The organism is Alcanivorax sp. 24, from assembly GCF_004360225.1.
GTDB classification, from domain to species: Bacteria; Pseudomonadota; Gammaproteobacteria; order Pseudomonadales; family Alcanivoracaceae; genus Alloalcanivorax; species Alloalcanivorax xiamenensis.
The window spans coordinates 138,383-154,884 of the sequence record NZ_SNUA01000004.1; the positions used below are offsets into that span (position 1 = coordinate 138,383).

The window sequence follows — 16,502 nt, forward strand, 5'->3', positions numbered from 1 at the left end:
CGGTGCGGGACGGGGCCGGATCAGCGATCCGTTTCCCGCCGCATTTGCGACGCCAGCTGCTGAGCCACCGCGTCCGCCGGGCGGGCGTAGGGGGCCAGCCACAGATAGAGCACGGGAATAATGAACAGGGTCAGCACAGTGGCGAACAACAGGCCACCGAGAATCACCACCCCTATGGTCATGCGGCTTTCCGCTCCGGCACCGGTGGCCAGCACCAGGGGGACCGCGCCAAAGATGGTGGAAATACCCGTCATCAATACGGGCCGGAAGCGTAGAATAGCACCTTGATAGACCGCCTCACGTACCGCCAGCCCCTGGTCGCGCAGCTGATTGGCGAATTCGACGATAAGAATACCATTCTTGGCCATCAGTCCCACCAGCATCACCATACCGATCTGACTGTAGATATTCAGGCTGTTGCCGGTCACACGCAACGCCAGAATGGCGCCGGCGATCGCCAGGGGCACCGTCAGCATAATGATCAGCGGATGGATCCAGCTTTCGAATTGCGCCGCCAATACCAGGAAGACGATCACCAGAGCCAGCAGGAACGTGATCAGGATTGCCGCGGAAGCCTCGGTGAATTCCTGGGCGACACCTTTATAGCTCAGGCGCGCTTCCAGCGGCAGGCTTTCCTGAACGGTCCGTTCGATGAAATCCAGCGCGCTGCCCAGATCATAGCCGGGGGCCAGATTCGCCGACAACGTCACCGCCGGCAGACGGTCCAGCCTTCTCAGCTCCGGCGCCGCCCCCAGGGTGCGCAGCTCCACCAGAGCGGACAGCGGAACCAGAGCGCCAGCGGCGGTGCGAACATAGACCGCGTTAACGTCATCCGGAATACGCGCATCCTGTTCCCGCGCTTCCAGCAGGACGTCGTACTCGCGGCCACGATCGATATAGGTCGACGCGGTCAGGGTGGCGAACATGGCTTGCAGGGTCTGGCCCACTTCGGCGGCGGAAATACCGAAGTCCGCGGCCCGGTCCCGATTGATCACCACTTCAATCTGGGGCTGGGTTTCCTCGTAATCCGTGTCCACGCTCAACAGTTGAGGATTGGCGGCCATGGCGGCGCGCAGGGTCTCGCTCCAGCCCACCACGGATTCGTAATCCTGCCCCCCGATCACCACCTCCAGCTCCTGATCGAAACCGCTTTGCCCCAATCCCGGTGGATTAACGGCAAATACGCGCAGACCGGGCACGGTGGTGACTTCGCCGCGAATGTCGTTAACGATGTCTTGCTGTCTCCGGTCCCGATCTTCCCACTGCTCCAGACGCACGATGCTGAAACCACGCTCGGTCTGCCCGCGAAAACCGACAATGGATAACACCCGAACCGCCACCCCGTCCTCGATCAAAGGAAGCAGCCTTTCCTCCACTTTCTGAATATGGTGACTGGCGTATGCGGTACTGGATCCCTGGGGGGCGTTCGCCGACACGATGAACACACCCCGATCCTCGGTGGGGGCCAGTTCCCGGGACAGCTGGCTGAATACCCCCCCCGCGGCCACGCAGATCAGCACCGAGATCACCACAATGGGAGCGGGTCGCCGCAGAGTCTTAGCCAATCTCGTCCCGTAGGCCTGGTTGAGTCCATTCAGCGCCCGGTTGAGCAGGTTGTTCTGTTCCTGCTTTTCCTGCTCAGGGGTGTGCGCGTGCAACCAGCGGGAGCACAGCATCGGAGCCAGGGACAACGCCACTATGCTGGAAATGATCACCGCCACTGCCAGGGTAAAACCGAACTCGCCAAACAGACGTCCGACATCGCCCCCCATGAAAGAGATCGGTACAAAGACCGCCACCAGAGTGGCGGTGGTGGCGATGACCGCGAAGGCCACCTGCCGAGCCCCCAAGAAAGCGGCCACCAGACGACTTTCACCTTCGTCGATACGCCTCTGGATGTTCTCGAGCATGACGATGGCATCGTCCACCACCAGACCGATGGCCAGAATCAGCGCCAGCAACGTCAGCACGTTGATGGAAAATCCGAGAATCCCCAGACCAATGAACGCTCCCACGATGGATACCGGAATCGTGACCGCCGGGATCAGTGTGGCGCGCAGATTGCCCAGGAAAACAAAAATGACCAGGATCACCAGCGTCACGCTCATCGCCAGGGTCACCAGCACTTCCTTGATGGACGCGCGGATAAACAGGGATTCGTCGTGATTCACGTCCAGGCGGATGTCATCGGGCAGGTTATTGCGGACCGCCTCGATTTCTTCGCGGACATTGTTGGAAACGGTCACCGTGTTGGCCTTGGATTGGCGCACCACCCCGAGCCCAATGGCGGTCTTGCCGTTGGCGCGCAACACGGTGTCGTCGTTCTCCACGCCCAGCGCCACCCGCGCCACATCCCCCAACCGCAACAGATAATCACCCTGGCGGTGCACCACCATGTGGTTGAACTCTTCCACCGAGCCGAGCCGGCTGTCGGCGCGAACGGTAAAACTGCGGCTGTCGGAATCCAGGCGGCCGGCCGGTAATTCCACGTTGTTGGCGCGCAAAGCGTTATAGATGTCGGTGACGGTGACATCGTTGGCGGCCATGCGCTGGCGATCCAGCCATACCCGCATGGCATAGCGACGCTCACCGCCGATAATGACTTCGGACACCCCACCCAGAACGGCGAAACGGTCCACCAGCGAGCGTTCAGCGAAATCGGTCAGTTCCTGCGGCGCCAGACTGTCGCTACTGAGTGTGACCCACATGATGGGCCGGGCATCAGCGTCGGTCTTGGCGATAACCGGTGCTTCCGCTTCCTCCGGCAAACGATTGAGCACCCGCGACACCGCGTCGCGGACATCGTTGGCGGCGACATCCAGATCCCGGTCCAGGTTGAACTCCACCGAGGTGCGGGCGGAACCCCGGCGGGAACGGGATTCAATGCGGCGGACCCCTTCCACGCCCGCGATGGCCCCTTCGATGACCTGGATGATCTGGGTATCAATGACCTCCGGCGCCGCTCCCGGGTATTCCACCGCCACCGACACCTCGGGGGGATCGATGTCCGGATATTCCCGCACTGGCAGCTTCATCAGGGCGCTGATGCCAAACACCACGATCAGCAAACTGATCACGGTGGCGAACACCGGGCGCTTGATGGAGACATCGCTGAGGATCATCAGGCACTGGTCTCCATCAGAACCCGCTGGGCCGGCAGCAGCGCCCCCTCATCCTCGACCACTTTCACCGGCGCGCCGCTGCCAAGCCGGCTGTGCCCGTTAACGATCACCGCGTCGTCATCGCTGAGTCCTTGTACCACTTCAACCCAGCCATCCCGGCGCCCGCCCAGCTCCACCGGCAACCGCAGAGCGGTGTCGTCCTCAGCCACCACGAACACGAAGTTCTGCGCGCCCTGGGCGACAATCGCCTGTTCCGGAACCAGCAGGGCCTGATGCTGACTGAGCAGGATATCGATCTGCAGCAACTGCCCTGGTCGCAACAGACCGTCACTGTTGTCCAGGCTGCCTTTTACCGACAGCGTCCGGCTGGCGGCATTGACGCGGGAATCCAGCAGCGTGACCTTGCCCTGGAAAAGGCGTTCCGGGTAGCTGTCGCTGGACACCATCAGCACCAGCCCAGGCTTCACCCGGGCCAGATACCGTTCCGGCACCTCGAAGGTCACCTCCAGATTACGCACGCTGTCCAGGGTGACCACCGGTGTGCCGGGTTGCAGATAGGCTCCGGGGTCAACCTGGCGCAACCCGACCACGCCTTCGAAGGGCGCGCGAATCTGATGCTTTTCGTGGGTCGCCCGTGCTACCCGCAAGGCCGCCTGGGCCGCCTCCATGCCATTCTTCAGATTGTCCACCTCGGCCTGGGAAATAGCGCGGCTGTTGATCAGGCGGGAAGCACGCTGATAATCGGACAGCGCCCGCTGGTATTCGGCGCGCAACCGGTCGCGCTCGCCTTTCGCCTGGCGGTCATCCAACTCCACCAGCAGGTCACCGGCGTCAACGGCCTGCCCTTCCCGGAAATGCAGCTGCATTACCCGGCCCTCGACTTCAGCGGACAGCACCACGGCCCGGGTAGCACGGGCATTGCCCACCACCTCCACCTTTTCCGTCAGAGGACGTACCAGAGCCGCAATTACATTGACCGTAGTCGCCGGCCGGGTCCCCGCCGTCACTGGCTCTTCAGCCCGCCACCACCAGAACAGCGCCACCGCTGCCACCACGATCACCACCACAAAGGCGCCCACACGCACCATCTTGTTCTCCGAGCAACTACACCGTCACGGTGGGAACCGCAACCGGGCCGGCGCCCATAAAAAGATCAGGCAACCGAAGGTACCGGCTCTGCTACAGGCCGGTAAGGAAGGATTGTTCTGTATTCCGTAATGGCTGCTCTTGGCCTTCCAGGGCTTGAGCGTTACTCCGTGGATCGGACCCGGGAACCCGTTCGGGGTTCAGGAGCACTTACATTCGATACAAAAGACCACGGAGTATGACACTGCATTGTGCAGTCATTATATGACAGGGAAAAGGGAAAGCCGGCGGGAGGACCCCGCCGGCCAGGGGATCAGACCAGTTCCGCGCGCATCTTCTTCTTGTCCAGTTTACCCACGGAGGTGCGCGGCAGCTCCTCCACGAACACCACTCGATCTGGAATGCCATAGCGGCTGATCACACCTTTTTCCGCGTAATCCGCCACCATATCGATGATCGTCCGTGCTTCCACCTCGGTGCCCTTGACCACCAGCGCCACCGGGCGCTCACCCCATTTTTCGTCCGGCACGCCCACCACGGCGCACTCACGCACGGCGTCGTGCTGAAGAATCAGGCTTTCCAGATCCAGGGAAGAGACCCATTCACCACCGGTTTTGATCACGTCCTTGATGCGGTCGGTGATTTTCAGCCAGCCATCGGCATCGATCACACCAATATCCCCGGTGTGCATCCAGCCGCCGCGCCACAGCTCCCGGGAGTTGGACTCATCCTTCAGGTAACCCTGGGTCAGCCAGGGGGCGCGCAACACCAGTTCGCCCTGAGCCTTGCCATCATGGGGCACATCGTTCATGTCACCATCGACGATGCGCCATTGCACCATGGGTACCGGACGGCCTGTGCGGGTGCGGTAATCCGCCTGGGTTTCCAGATCCGCCTGTTCCAGTTCCGGCGTCAACAGAGCGAGGGAGATCAGCGGACAGGTCTCGCTCATGCCATAACCGCTGTAGATGTCGATGCCGCGCTCCAGGGCGCTTTTGGCCAGCGGCTTGGGCAACGCGGAACCGCCGATGATCACTTTCCAGCCACTCAGATCAATGCTTTTCACCGCCTCGGATTGCAGCAGCATCTGGATGATGGTGGGCACGCAGTGGGAGAAGGTCACCTTTTCAGTGATCAGCAGTTTGAGCAGGGTTTCCGGTACATAACGACCCGGGTAGACCTGCTTGACCCCCAACAGCGTGGCGACAAAGGGGACGCCCCAGGCATGCACGTGGAACATCGGCGTGATCGGCATGTAGACGTCGTTCTGGTTGAAACGACCATGACCGGTGCCCGTCAGAGCGGCACGACCGGCAAAGGTGTGCAATACCAGCTGCCGGTGGGAGAAATACACTCCTTTGGGCAGGCCGGTGGTGCCCGTGGTGTAGAACGTGGTGGCGCGGGTGTTCTCGTCCAGCTCCGGGAAATCGAATTGGGCGGAAGCCTGGGCCACCAGCGCCTCGTACTCTCCGGCCAGATCAATGGTGGTATCGGTGTCGCCGCCTTCATCATCCAGCAGGATGTAAGTCTTGACCGTCTCGATGCGGTCCTTGATCTGGTCCAGCACAGGCAAAAACTCCCGGTTCACCAGAACCACGTCATCCTCGGCGTGGTTGATGGTGTAGAGAATCTGCTCCGGACTCAGACGCACGTTCACGGTGTGCAGCACCGCGCCCATCATCGGCACGGCGAAGAAAGCTTCCAGGTAACGGTGGGTATCCCAGTCCATCACCGCCACGGTATCACCGGGTTTCACCCCTTGCTGCTGCAAGGCACTGGCGAGACGAGCAACCCGCTCCCCCATTTCCCGATAGGTCATCCGCCGCTGATCGGCGTAGACGATTTCCTGATTGGGTGCGTTGCGAACGCCGGCCTCCAGGATACTGTTGATCAAGAGCGGTGACTCCACGGCTTCCGCGGTACGCTGGATGGTCAGATCGTTGCTCATCGGTTACTACTCTCCACGTTTTTATTGTGACAGTGGCGAATCCGGAATATAGGCGCCACGCCCGACTTCCCCAGGAACAATCGCCGGGAGCGATTGTTGACGTTGCCTTGGCAACGGCCTGGAGGGTGACCGCCAGGGGCGGTGGTCACAAAAGCCCGGCGCCAAGCCTGTCACAGCTGATCGTCGAGGTCACGACCGGCGACTGACTCAAGAGTCAGAGGCCGCCGGGTGAGTCAGTTTGAGCGGATCGAGCAAGGCAGTGAGTTCCTCCACCGACAGATCGGTCTGCTCGGCGGCGACGTCGATCACCGGCCGGCCACTGGCGAACGCTTGTTTGGCAATGGCCGCCGCCTTCTCGTAGCCAATGACGGGGTTCAGGGCCGTGACCAGGATCGGATTCCGCCCCACTCCCTCGGCCAGATGCTCACGATTGTAAGTCAGGCCGGCGATGGCCTGATCCGCCAGATTACGGCAACTGTTGGACAGCCACTCCAGCATATCCAGGAGATTGGCGGCCACCAACGGCAACATGACATTGAGTTGAAAATTACCGCTCTGCGCCGCCACCGTATTGGCCTGATCCAGCCCCATCACCTGCGCGGCGACCATGGTGGCGGACTCACAGATCACCGGGTTGACCTTCCCCGGCATGATCGACGATCCCGGCTGGGTGGCCGGGAGCTGAATTTCCGCCAGGCCGTGAATCGGACCAGAGTTCATCCAGCGCAGGTCATTGCTGATCTTCATCAACACCACCGCCAGACTCCGCAACGCCGATGACAGCGCCAGTGGCGCATCCACGGCACTCTGCGCCACGGCCGGATACGGCATGGCGGTAAAGGGATGCCCGGTTTCATCGGACAGCACATCAACAAAGCGTTCCGCGAATTCGGCATGAGCATTGATACCGGTCCCGACCGCGGTACCGCCCTGCGGCAACGCATGCAGCTCCTCCCGGGCGCCGGCCAGGCGCTGGCTGGCGGCCTGCAGTTGCAGCACCCAGGTGCGCAACTCCTGTTCCACCGTCACCGGCATGGCGTCCATCAGGTGAGTACGGCCGGTTTTGACCAGATCCCTGCCTTCCCCGGCTTTCGACCCCAGCGTGGTGATCAAATGCTCAAGGGCTGGCATCAACTGTTCGTTGACGGCGATCGCCGAGGAGACATGAATGGCGGTGGGGATGGTGTCATTGCTGCTCTGTCCAAGGTTGACGTGATCGTTGGGATGCACGTCGACGCCGCGGGTCTGGCACAGATGGGCCACCACCTCGTTGACGTTCATATTGGTGCTGGTACCGGAACCGGTCTGGAACACGTCCACCGGGAACTGGTCGGCGTGCTCACCACGGATCAGTGCTTCGCAGACCGAACGGATCGCATTGCCCCGCTCCTCGGACAGCAGCGCCAGATCCACATTCACCGACGCCGCGCAGTGTTTGATCCGGGCCACGGCCTGAATGAACCGGGGCGGCAACCGACGTCCACTGATCGGAAAATTATTCACCGCGCGCTGGGTCTGCGCGCCCCACAACGCCGTCTTTGGCACCGCCACTTCGCCCAGGGAATCCTTCTCCACCCGTGTGTCACTCATGACCGTTCTCCTCAGCCGGGAAGTGAAACCTCAGTATCGGCAAGGCCCGGTTGGACGTCCAGGGTGGCGCCGGCGATTCCGGCCATAGTCATGTTCGATACCGCATCAAGCCGGCCGCTTCAGAATCAACCCCATGCCCTTGAAGCTGGCCACCACTTCACCATGCTGATTGACGCCTTCCATCAATGAATAGATGAGGCCCCTATCCGGCTTGGAACGGGACGGGCGCGCCTCCAGAACCGTCGCCCGCATGGACAATCGATCACCGGGACGTACCGGTCTGTGCCAGCGCACCTCATCCACTCCGGGAGAGGCCAGCCCCGCCACGGTGGAAACATAGTTATCCACCATCAGTCGCATCATCAGGCTGAGGGTGTGCCAGCCGCTGGCGATCAGCCCCTGGAACGGGCCGGCGGCGGCGGCCTCGGGATCCGTGTGCATCTTCTGGGGGTCGAAACGGCGGGCAAAGGAAAGGACCTCTTCCTCCTCCACGTCAATGGAGCCCAGATCATAGGTCGTGCCCACCAGGTAATCTTCAAAATAGCGGTCGTCCTGGGGCTTGCTGAAGTTCGTTATTGTCATCGTGTTCTCCCGTGCAAACGAAAGATCCGATCATAGCGCCGACCGGATGCCAATAACGACCCCATTCCCCCACGTCTCTGAGGTATTCTGGAGCCATCGCCGGGGCAAGGAGTGCAAGGATGTTTTCAAAATGGCAGTGGCTGCTGGTCCAGTTCTCCCGCGCCCTCTGGGTTCGGGCCACCGCATTCGCCATTCTCGCCGTGGCGACGTCCTTGCTCGCCATTATCGGCCAGCGCTGGCTGCCCACGAACCTGCCGGTGAGCGTCGGTGCCAAGTCCGTGGACACCATTCTCAATGTGCTGGCCTCCAGCATGCTGGCGGTCACCACCTTCTCTCTCAGTGTCATGGTCAGCGCCTACGGCGCCGCCACCACCAACGTGACACCCCGGGCCACCCGGTTGCTGATGCAGGACACCACTACTCAGAACGTGCTGGCCACCTTTATTGGTTCCTTCCTGTTCAGCCTGGTCGGACTGGTGGCGCTCAGCACCGGTGCCTATGGCGAGGGCGGTCGGGTGATTCTGTTTCTGGTCACCCTGGTGGTCATCGTTATCATCGTCGTGACTATTTTGCGCTGGATTGAACATCTGTCGCGCCTCGGCCGGGTCGGGGAAACCACCGACCGCGTTGAACAAGCCACTCGCGCGGCCATTGTTCAACGCGCCACCAACCCGGCTCTGGGCGGTAAGTCCTGGTCCCCGGAACAGTCGATCCCGGACCAGGCGCTTCCCGTTTACCCAACCTTGGTGGGCTACATCCAACATGTGGATGTGGAGGCACTCGCTCAATGGGCGGAACAGAACAACGCCGAGATTTACCTGACCGCCCTTCCCGGCCGTTTTGTGCATCCGGCCCGGCCTATTGCCTGGCTGATCGGCGCCACCGGCGATGACGCCTCTTCAGTGCGCGACCATTTCACCGTGGATGACGAGCGCTCCTTCGATCAGGATCCACGTTTCGGTCTGGTGGTGCTCTCCGAAATAGCGTCGCGGGCGTTGTCCCCGGCGGTTAACGACCCCGGCACCGCCATCGATGTGATCGGACGGGCGGTGCGGGTTCTGCATCACTGGCATACCCAGCGCAACGAAGCGGACGAGACCGTGCGCTGGCCCCGGATCCGGGTTCCCTTGCTCAACGAACGGGAATTTTTCGACGACCTGTTCAACCCCATCGCCCGGGACGGCGCGGCCCTGCTGGAAGTGCAGATTCGTCTGCAAAAAGCCTTCATGGCATTGGCCTCCCACGGCGGCGCCTTTCGCGCCAGCGCCCGGCTTCATGCCGGGTTGGCGCTGGCGCGAGCGGAACAGGCGCTGACATTGGAGCGGGACAGGGAGGAATTACGCACGCTGGCGCGCTGGCTGGAGCAGGATTAAGCCCGGTTATTTGCCGATGCAGAAAGACGAGAAAATCCGCCCCAGAAGATCGTCGGCGGTGAACACCCCGGTGATGTCTTCAAGGGCCTTCTGCGCGGCGCGCAAGTCCTCGGCAAGCAGTTCGCCGGCGGCGTGATCGCCCAGCTGGCGCTGACCTTTATCGAGCGCGGCCAGGGCCTGCTCCAGGGCGGTGATGTGGCGGCGGCGGGCGGAAAACGGACTTTCGTCGGTACTCTGATAACCGGCCACGGTTTTCAGGTGCTCGCGCAGCACGTCCAGCCCTTCCCCCGAGGTGGCGGAAATCACAAAGGTGTCCGGGTTGCCCGCCAGAGGGCCGGGCTTCATACCGCTGAGATCGGCCTTGTTGAGTACGACGGTCACCGGCAGTTCCAGATTTTCCAGCTGCTTCTGGCTGTCCGGTAACAGCTGCCCCGGATCCTTCAGCGCTTCGGGTCCGGTTTGAGAATCCACCACTACCAGCAGCCGGTCCGCCTTGCGCATCTCCTCGTAGGCCCGGCGAATCCCTTCCTGCTCTACCCGGTCCGGGCTTTCACGCAAGCCGGCGGTGTCGATGAGGTTCAGAGGCAGGCCGTCGATCTGGATCGATTCACGCAGCACGTCCCGAGTGGTGCCGGGCACTTCGGTAACAATGGCGGCGTCGAAACCGGCCAGGCGGTTCATCAGGGAGGACTTGCCGGCATTGGGCCGCCCTGCGATAACCAGAGTCAGCCCTTCACGGACCAGGCGCCCCTGGCGGGCGGTGGCGAGCACCCGGTTCACTTGCGCCAACAACGCCGCCAAATCGGAGGCCACTCTCCCATCGGAGAGAAAGTCGATCTCCTCCTCGGGAAAATCGATGGCGGCTTCCACATAGATACGCAGTTGGATCAACTGCTCCACCAACCGATTTACTTCCTCGGAAAACGCCCCCTGCAGGGAGCGCAGAGCGGCGCGGGCTGACGCCTGGGTGCCGGCATCGACGAGATCGGCGATGGCCTCGGCCTGGGCCAGATCCAGTTTGTCGTTGAGAAACGCCCGCTGGGAGAACTCACCGGGCCGCGCCTGACGGGCCCCGTGGTACAGGCAGGCGCGCACCAGCATGTCCAGCACCACCGGGCCTCCGTGGCCCTGGAACTCCACCACATCCTCGCCAGTAAAAGAGCCGGGCCCGGGGAACGATAACACCAGCCCCTCATCAATGACGTCGCCCTGTTCATCGCGAAAACGGCGAAAATGGGCCTGACGCGGCTGTAGTGGCTGGTCGCCGACCACGCCGGCGGCGATGTCCAGCGCGCGATCACCGGAAAGTCGCACCACGCCGACACCGCCACGGCCGGGAGCGGTGGCGATGGCGACGATGGTATCGGAATCAGTGGCGGACATGGCGTGCTTACCCGGAACCGGAATCAGAAAGGGGGCCAACGGCCCCCTTTTTCCATCATTCCCGTTCGATGCGGCGGGTAATGATGTATTGCTGGCCGATGGACAGCAGGTTGTTGGTCAACCAGTAGAGTACCAGACCGGCCGGGAACCACAGCATGAAGACCGAGAAAATGACCGGCATCCATTTCATCACCTGGGCCTGGGTGGGATCCGCCGGAGTCGGATTCAGGCGGGTCTGAAGGAACATGGAGGCGCCCATCAGAATCGGCAAGACGAAGTACGGGTCCATCACCGACAAATCCTGGATCCACAGGAAGAACGGCGCCTGGCGCAGCTCCACGGATTCCAGCAGCACATAGTAGAGAGCGATGAACACCGGCATTTGCACCAGGATCGGCAAGCAGCCGCCAAGCGGATTGATCTTCTCCCGCTGGAACAGCTTCATGGTTTCCATTTGCTGCTTCTGCTTGTCGCTCTTGTGTTCTTCCCGGATGCGCTGCATCTCCGGCGCTACTTTCCGCATCTTGGCCATGGAACGGTAGCTGGTGGCGCTGAGCTTGAAGAACAGGGCCTTGATGATAAAGGTCAGCAGGATGATGGCGACACCCCAGTTCCCCACACCGACACCCAGATCCATATTCAGGCCGAAGATGGAAAGCTTACCGCTTTGCAGGAACACCAGCAGAGCAAAGATCGGCTGGGACAGGAACCACAACCAACCGTAGTCCACGGTCATATTCAGGCCAGGGCTGATCGCCTCCAGGTGATCCTGGATTTTCGGGCCGGCATAGAACTCGGCGTACATCTGTCCGGTTTTGCCGGGAGCCACCTGCTGTCCCTGGGAGACGAACCGCAACAGATACTGGTCACGGTTCTTCTGATACACGGTGGAATAGGTCTGCTGCAATTGCGGATCAGGGATCCAGGCGGACAGGAAATAGTGCTGAACCATGGCGATCCAGCCGCCTTCCTGCATGGTACGCAGGGAGGATTCTTCCATATCGCCGAATTTCAGCTTGTTGTACGGCTTTTCGCTGGACCAGTAAGCGGCGCCCAGATAAGTGGGCATCGGCGCGAACCCCTGCTTGGACAAGCCCGGATCATCGCCGCCATCACGCTTGATCTGGCCGTAGAGCTGGCCGCTCCAGGTCTCGCCACTGTTGTTCTCGACGATATGGGTCACCCGCACCAGATAGCTGCCACGCTCAAACGTGTAGCGCTTGGTGATCTTGGCGCCGCTGTCCTGGGTCAGCGTCAGATCCACGTTCAGTTCTTGGGCATCGCCCATCTGGTAGCTCTGCTCGGCGCTGCTCCATACCGGACGACCGGAAGCGGAATCGGTGCCGTTGGTGCCGATCAGACCCGTCTGAGCCACATAGGTGCGGGAAGAGGTGTTTTCCAGCAGCACGAAGGGCTGGTCCGGAGTGTCGGCGTGACGCGGATAAGCCGGCAGGCTCAAGCGTACGATGTCGCCACCACGGGGATCGATTTCCAGGTTCAGCACATCGGTGGCGACACGAATGGCGCGGCCACTCTGCGTTTTGGGGTTGTCTTGAACGCTGTCGCTGACTTCTCCGCCGGGAATGGAGACAGCCGTGGGATCGGCATGCTCCTGCGGATCGGGCACCAGGTCATTATTGTCCGTGGTGTCGGCGTTATTGCCCGTCACTTGCTCGCTGATTTGCGGCTCGACGGTGTCCGGGGCAGCGTAGTCTCCCTGCCAGGCCTGAATCATCAGGTAGGAGACAACGGCAATGCCCGTAATGACAAGGGCTCGGGGGATATCCATAGCTTTGTATTCGGCTGGCGGAAAAGCGGGGGGCAGTTTCTCAGTCTTGCCTACGCTTGGCAAGCAGCTTGTCGAACAGCCGCGCCAGCAAAGGGGTCCAGTTTTCCTTTTCGGCCGGCAGGGGGCCGCGCATTAACACCACGATATCGAGGCCGGCCAATTCATGCTGGCGTAAACGGAACTGTTCCCGGATCCGGCGTTTCACCGCACCACGGTCAACGGCATGCCGAATACGTCGTTTTGCGATAACCAGACCCAGACGAGGGAAAGGCTGCTCGGTTTCTCGGGCCAGTAACAGAAAACATTGCTGACCAAGGCGCCAGTCCGGCTGGTCGAACACGGATTGGAAGGATTTGCCATCAAGCAGACGCAAACCGCGGGAGAACCCGAATCGGGGGGGCGTGTTCTGGGAAGGGGGTACTGATGGGCTCACCGTGTCTGTTACCCCGGTGATGCCACCAGAAGAAACAGCGATTGGCTTATACAGCCAACCGCTTGCGGCCTTTGGCGCGACGAGCGGCCAGTACCTTACGTCCGTTTTTGGTAGCCATGCGAGCGCGGAAGCCGTGGTTACGCTTACGCTTCAGATTGCTCGGCTGGAATGTGCGTTTCATGGCGGCATCCCCGCTGTGGAAGTCTTAAGAGGGCGCGGATATTAGCCCTGGCGTGCGGTGCTGTCAAGTGCTTTGCCAAACGGAGGGTTTTGCTTATCAATATCTTTAAATATTTATTTTCTTATTTAGTGATAGTTGTTTTTATAGGTAAAGCCAATTCTGGGGATAAGCCTGGAAAGTGTAAGTAGATCAGTGCGTTGCGATGTGAGTAACCGGCGTATAACTGTGTGTAACTCCTGGTGACTAAGCTGGGACAAGCTGTCCGGAACTGTGGGAGAAATGGGTTCACCCGTTTATCCCCATACTTATACGGCCCCCTACCAACAGGCTTGCGGACATAGTTATCCACAGACGGGGGCCGAAAAAAAAAGACGTTCCGAGCTGTGGATAGTTACAGGCCCAGAGGTATAGAATGGCCCGTTCAAATTCACGGTTTCTGGCAAGGCGGGGATGTGTCCAAAACGCTTTGGAATCGCTGTTTGACGCGACTTGAGGACGAGTTGCCGTCACAGCAGTTCAATATGTGGATTCGCCCTTTGCAGGTGTCGGTATCCGCCGATGGTGCGGAGATGACATTGTTCGCGCCTAATCGTTTCGTGGTGGATTGGGTGCGCGACAAGTATATGGAGCGTATCGGCGAGGTTATGGGGGAGATGGAGCAGGGCCCCCTGCCCCAGTTACGCCTGGAGGTGGGCAGCTCCCGGGTGACCGAGATCATTCCCAAACGTCCGGCGCCGGAGCCACGCCCGGCGGCAACGCCGACGGCGGAAACACGTCCGTCCCCCCCGCCGGCGCCCCCTTCCGATGTGGGACTGGCGGCCAAGCATCGCAGTAATCTGAATACCGGGTTCACTTTCCCGACCTTTGTTGAGGGCAAGTCCAACCGCATGGCCTGTGCCGCGGCCCAACAGGTGGCGGAGAATCCGGCCAGTCACGGCTACAACCCATTGCTGCTTTATGGTGGCGTGGGGTTGGGGAAGACACATTTGATGCACGCGGTGGGCAACGAATTGCTGCGGCGAAACCCCAACGCCAAGGTGGTTTACCTGCACTCCGAGCGCTTTGTCGCGGATATGATTTCGGCGTTGCGGAATAAAACCATCAATGAATTCAAGCGGTTCTACCGATCCGTGGATGCACTTCTGATTGATGATATACAGTTTTTTGCTGGAAAGGAGCAATCCCAGGAAGAGTTCTTCCATACCTTCAATGCTCTGTTGGAGAATGGGCAGCAGATCATCCTGACTTGCGATAAATTCCCCAAGGAAGTGGATGGCCTGGAAGAGCGCCTCAAGAGCCGTTTTGGTTGGGGGTTGTCGCAACCCCTGGAGCCGCCGGAGCTGGAAACCCGGGTGGCGATCCTGAAAAAGAAGGCGGAAGAGGCCCGCATTGAGTTACCTAACGACGCGGCCTTCTTTATTGCTCAACGCATTCGTTCCAATGTACGGGAACTGGAAGGCGCGCTGCGCCGGGTTATTGCCCATGTGCGGTTTACCGGGGCGCAGATTGATATCGGTTTGATCAAGGAAGCGTTGAAGGATCTGATTGCATTGCAGGCGCGTCAGATCAGCATCGATAACATTCAGCGCACGGTAGCGGAGTACTACAAGATCAAGATTCCGGATTTGCATTCGCCACGCCGCACTCGATCGGTGGCGCGGCCAAGGCAGATCGCGATGGCATTGTCGAAGGAGCTGACCAGCCACAGTCTGCCGGAGATTGGGTCCAGTTTTGGCGGGCGTGACCATACCACGGTGCTTCACGCCTGTCGGAAAGTGAATGAACTTCGGGAAACCAGTCCCGAAATTGAGGAAGATTACCAAAATTTGCTGAGAACTCTCACGTCTTGACGGCGCTGGGGTCGGCTCATCGATGACGGGAAAGGGACATGAAATTTTCGATCAACCGTGAACAGGTGCTCAAGCCGTTGCAGCAGGTAGCGGCGGTAGTGGAGAAGCGACAGACGCTGCCGGTGCTGTCCAATGTGCTGGTGGAGGCCAGTGATGGCTGGCTGTCACTGACGGGTACCGATCTGGAATTGGAACTGGTGGCTCGTTTGCCGCTGGAGGGGGAAAACCAGAGCGGTGAGACGACGGTCCCGGCTCGCAAGTTGGTTGACATTGTCAAAAGTTTGCCTGCGGAAGCGGAGATCCGTTTTGAGGTGGATGGCGAACGGATGCTGGTGAAATCGGGCCGTAGCCGGTTTTCTCTGTCCACTTTGCCTGCTTCCGAGTTCCCTAGCCAGGAAGAAGACAAGGCCGCGTCCGGATTCGATATCGCTCCGGGGGTTTTGCGGGGGTTGATTGACCGCACCGCCTTTTCCATGGCTCAGCAGGACGTGCGTTATTACCTGAACGGCATGCTGTTTGAGTTGCGCCCAGGAGCATTGCGGGCGGTGGCCACTGATGGCCATCGTCTGGCTTTGTGCGATGCGGAACTGGACGGTCCGGATCAGGAAGCTTCGGTGATTTTGCCGCGCAAAGGGGTTATGGAGCTGTCCCGCATCCTGGCGGACGCCGGTGAAATGGTTCGCCTGACCCTCGGGCGTAACCATGTTCGTATCGTGGCGGGTGCCATTACCTTCACCTCCAAGCTGGTGGACGGTAAATTCCCGGAATACGAGCGAGTTATTCCGAAAGACGGTCAGCGTCGGATTCTTGCCGATCGGGAAACGTTGCGGCAGGCCTTGGCCCGTGTGGCAATTCTCTCCAATGAGAAATATCGTGGAGTGCGGGTGCAGCTGTCCGAAGGCAGCTTGAGAGTCGTGGCGAATAACCCCGAGCAGGAGGAGGCGGAGGAGGAAGTGTCCGTTGACTTCAACGGTTCTCCCCTGGAGATTGGTTTCAACGTCAGCTATCTGCTGGATGTGTTGACCACACTTAATGGCCCGCAGGTGGATTTGGAATTGGGGGACAGTAACAGCAGTGCCCTGATCACCGACTCAGAAGATAAAGCCGCGGTGTATGTTGTCATGCCGATGCGTCTCTGACGTTTCGGTGCCAGGGCCTCGTACCG

Annotated in this window: 12 protein-coding genes; 3 read left to right on the plus strand and 9 right to left on the minus strand. The window is 60.5% G+C overall.

The features are described from left to right. Positions 1 to 20 precede the first annotated feature (20 nt). The 5 genes from E0L37_RS07430 to E0L37_RS07450 form a co-directional block, all read right to left on the minus strand. Positions 21 to 3,122 (minus strand): efflux RND transporter permease subunit, encoded by a 3,102-nt coding sequence (locus tag E0L37_RS07430; RefSeq protein WP_133491125.1) that lies wholly within the window; start codon positions 3,120 to 3,122, stop codon positions 21 to 23. Next, complete coding sequence (locus tag E0L37_RS07435; RefSeq protein ID WP_133491126.1) at positions 3,122 to 4,210, minus strand: efflux RND transporter periplasmic adaptor subunit; 1,089 nt, start codon at positions 4,208 to 4,210, stop codon at positions 3,122 to 3,124. The genes E0L37_RS07430 and E0L37_RS07435 overlap by 1 nt, the downstream gene beginning before the upstream one ends. Positions 4,211 to 4,521: 311 nt before the next feature. Continuing rightward, a complete protein-coding gene (locus tag E0L37_RS07440; protein WP_133491127.1) occupies positions 4,522 to 6,156 on the minus strand; it encodes a fatty acid--CoA ligase in 1,635 nt (544 codons plus the stop codon). A 207-nt stretch (positions 6,157 to 6,363) separates the two neighbouring features. Next, entirely contained in the window at positions 6,364 to 7,746 is a 1,383-nt protein-coding gene (locus E0L37_RS07445) for a lyase family protein (RefSeq protein ID WP_133491128.1), read from the minus strand. A gap of 105 nt (positions 7,747 to 7,851) precedes the next feature. Next, complete coding sequence (locus E0L37_RS07450; RefSeq protein WP_133491129.1) at positions 7,852 to 8,328, minus strand: MaoC family dehydratase; 477 nt, start codon at positions 8,326 to 8,328, stop codon at positions 7,852 to 7,854. A 119-nt stretch (positions 8,329 to 8,447) separates the two neighbouring features. Between E0L37_RS07450 and E0L37_RS07455 the strand changes: the two genes are divergently transcribed. Next, positions 8,448 to 9,701, plus strand: a complete 1,254-nt coding sequence (locus E0L37_RS07455) for a DUF2254 domain-containing protein (protein ID WP_133491130.1) — start codon at positions 8,448 to 8,450, stop codon at positions 9,699 to 9,701. 6 nt (positions 9,702 to 9,707) lie between these two features. On the opposite strand, the gene mnmE is transcribed toward E0L37_RS07455, so the two are convergent. The 4 genes from mnmE to rpmH are packed head-to-tail and all read right to left on the minus strand — an operon-like array spanning position 9,708 to position 13,487. Beyond that, positions 9,708 to 11,084, minus strand: a complete 1,377-nt coding sequence (gene mnmE / locus E0L37_RS07460) for a tRNA uridine-5-carboxymethylaminomethyl(34) synthesis GTPase MnmE (protein WP_133491131.1) — start codon at positions 11,082 to 11,084, stop codon at positions 9,708 to 9,710. A gap of 55 nt (positions 11,085 to 11,139) precedes the next feature. Continuing rightward, positions 11,140 to 12,873 (minus strand): membrane protein insertase YidC, encoded by a 1,734-nt coding sequence (gene yidC / locus E0L37_RS07465; RefSeq protein WP_133491132.1) that lies wholly within the window; start codon positions 12,871 to 12,873, stop codon positions 11,140 to 11,142. A 40-nt stretch (positions 12,874 to 12,913) separates the two neighbouring features. Beyond that, positions 12,914 to 13,306 (minus strand): ribonuclease P protein component, encoded by a 393-nt coding sequence (rnpA, locus tag E0L37_RS07470; protein WP_133491133.1) that lies wholly within the window; start codon positions 13,304 to 13,306, stop codon positions 12,914 to 12,916. Between the two features lie 46 nt (positions 13,307 to 13,352). Continuing rightward, positions 13,353 to 13,487 (minus strand): 50S ribosomal protein L34, encoded by a 135-nt coding sequence (rpmH, locus tag E0L37_RS07475; RefSeq protein ID WP_022997393.1) that lies wholly within the window; start codon positions 13,485 to 13,487, stop codon positions 13,353 to 13,355. Between the two features lie 452 nt (positions 13,488 to 13,939). Here rpmH and dnaA point away from each other — a divergent pair, with 452 nt between their 5' ends. Together dnaA and dnaN are read left to right on the plus strand one after the other, a co-directional pair. Then, positions 13,940 to 15,337, plus strand: a complete 1,398-nt coding sequence (gene dnaA, locus E0L37_RS07480) for a chromosomal replication initiator protein DnaA (protein WP_133491134.1) — start codon at positions 13,940 to 13,942, stop codon at positions 15,335 to 15,337. Positions 15,338 to 15,375: 38 nt separating this feature from the next. Beyond that, positions 15,376 to 16,476 (plus strand): DNA polymerase III subunit beta, encoded by a 1,101-nt coding sequence (gene dnaN / locus E0L37_RS07485; protein WP_133491135.1) that lies wholly within the window; start codon positions 15,376 to 15,378, stop codon positions 16,474 to 16,476. Positions 16,477 to 16,502 lie beyond the last annotated feature (26 nt).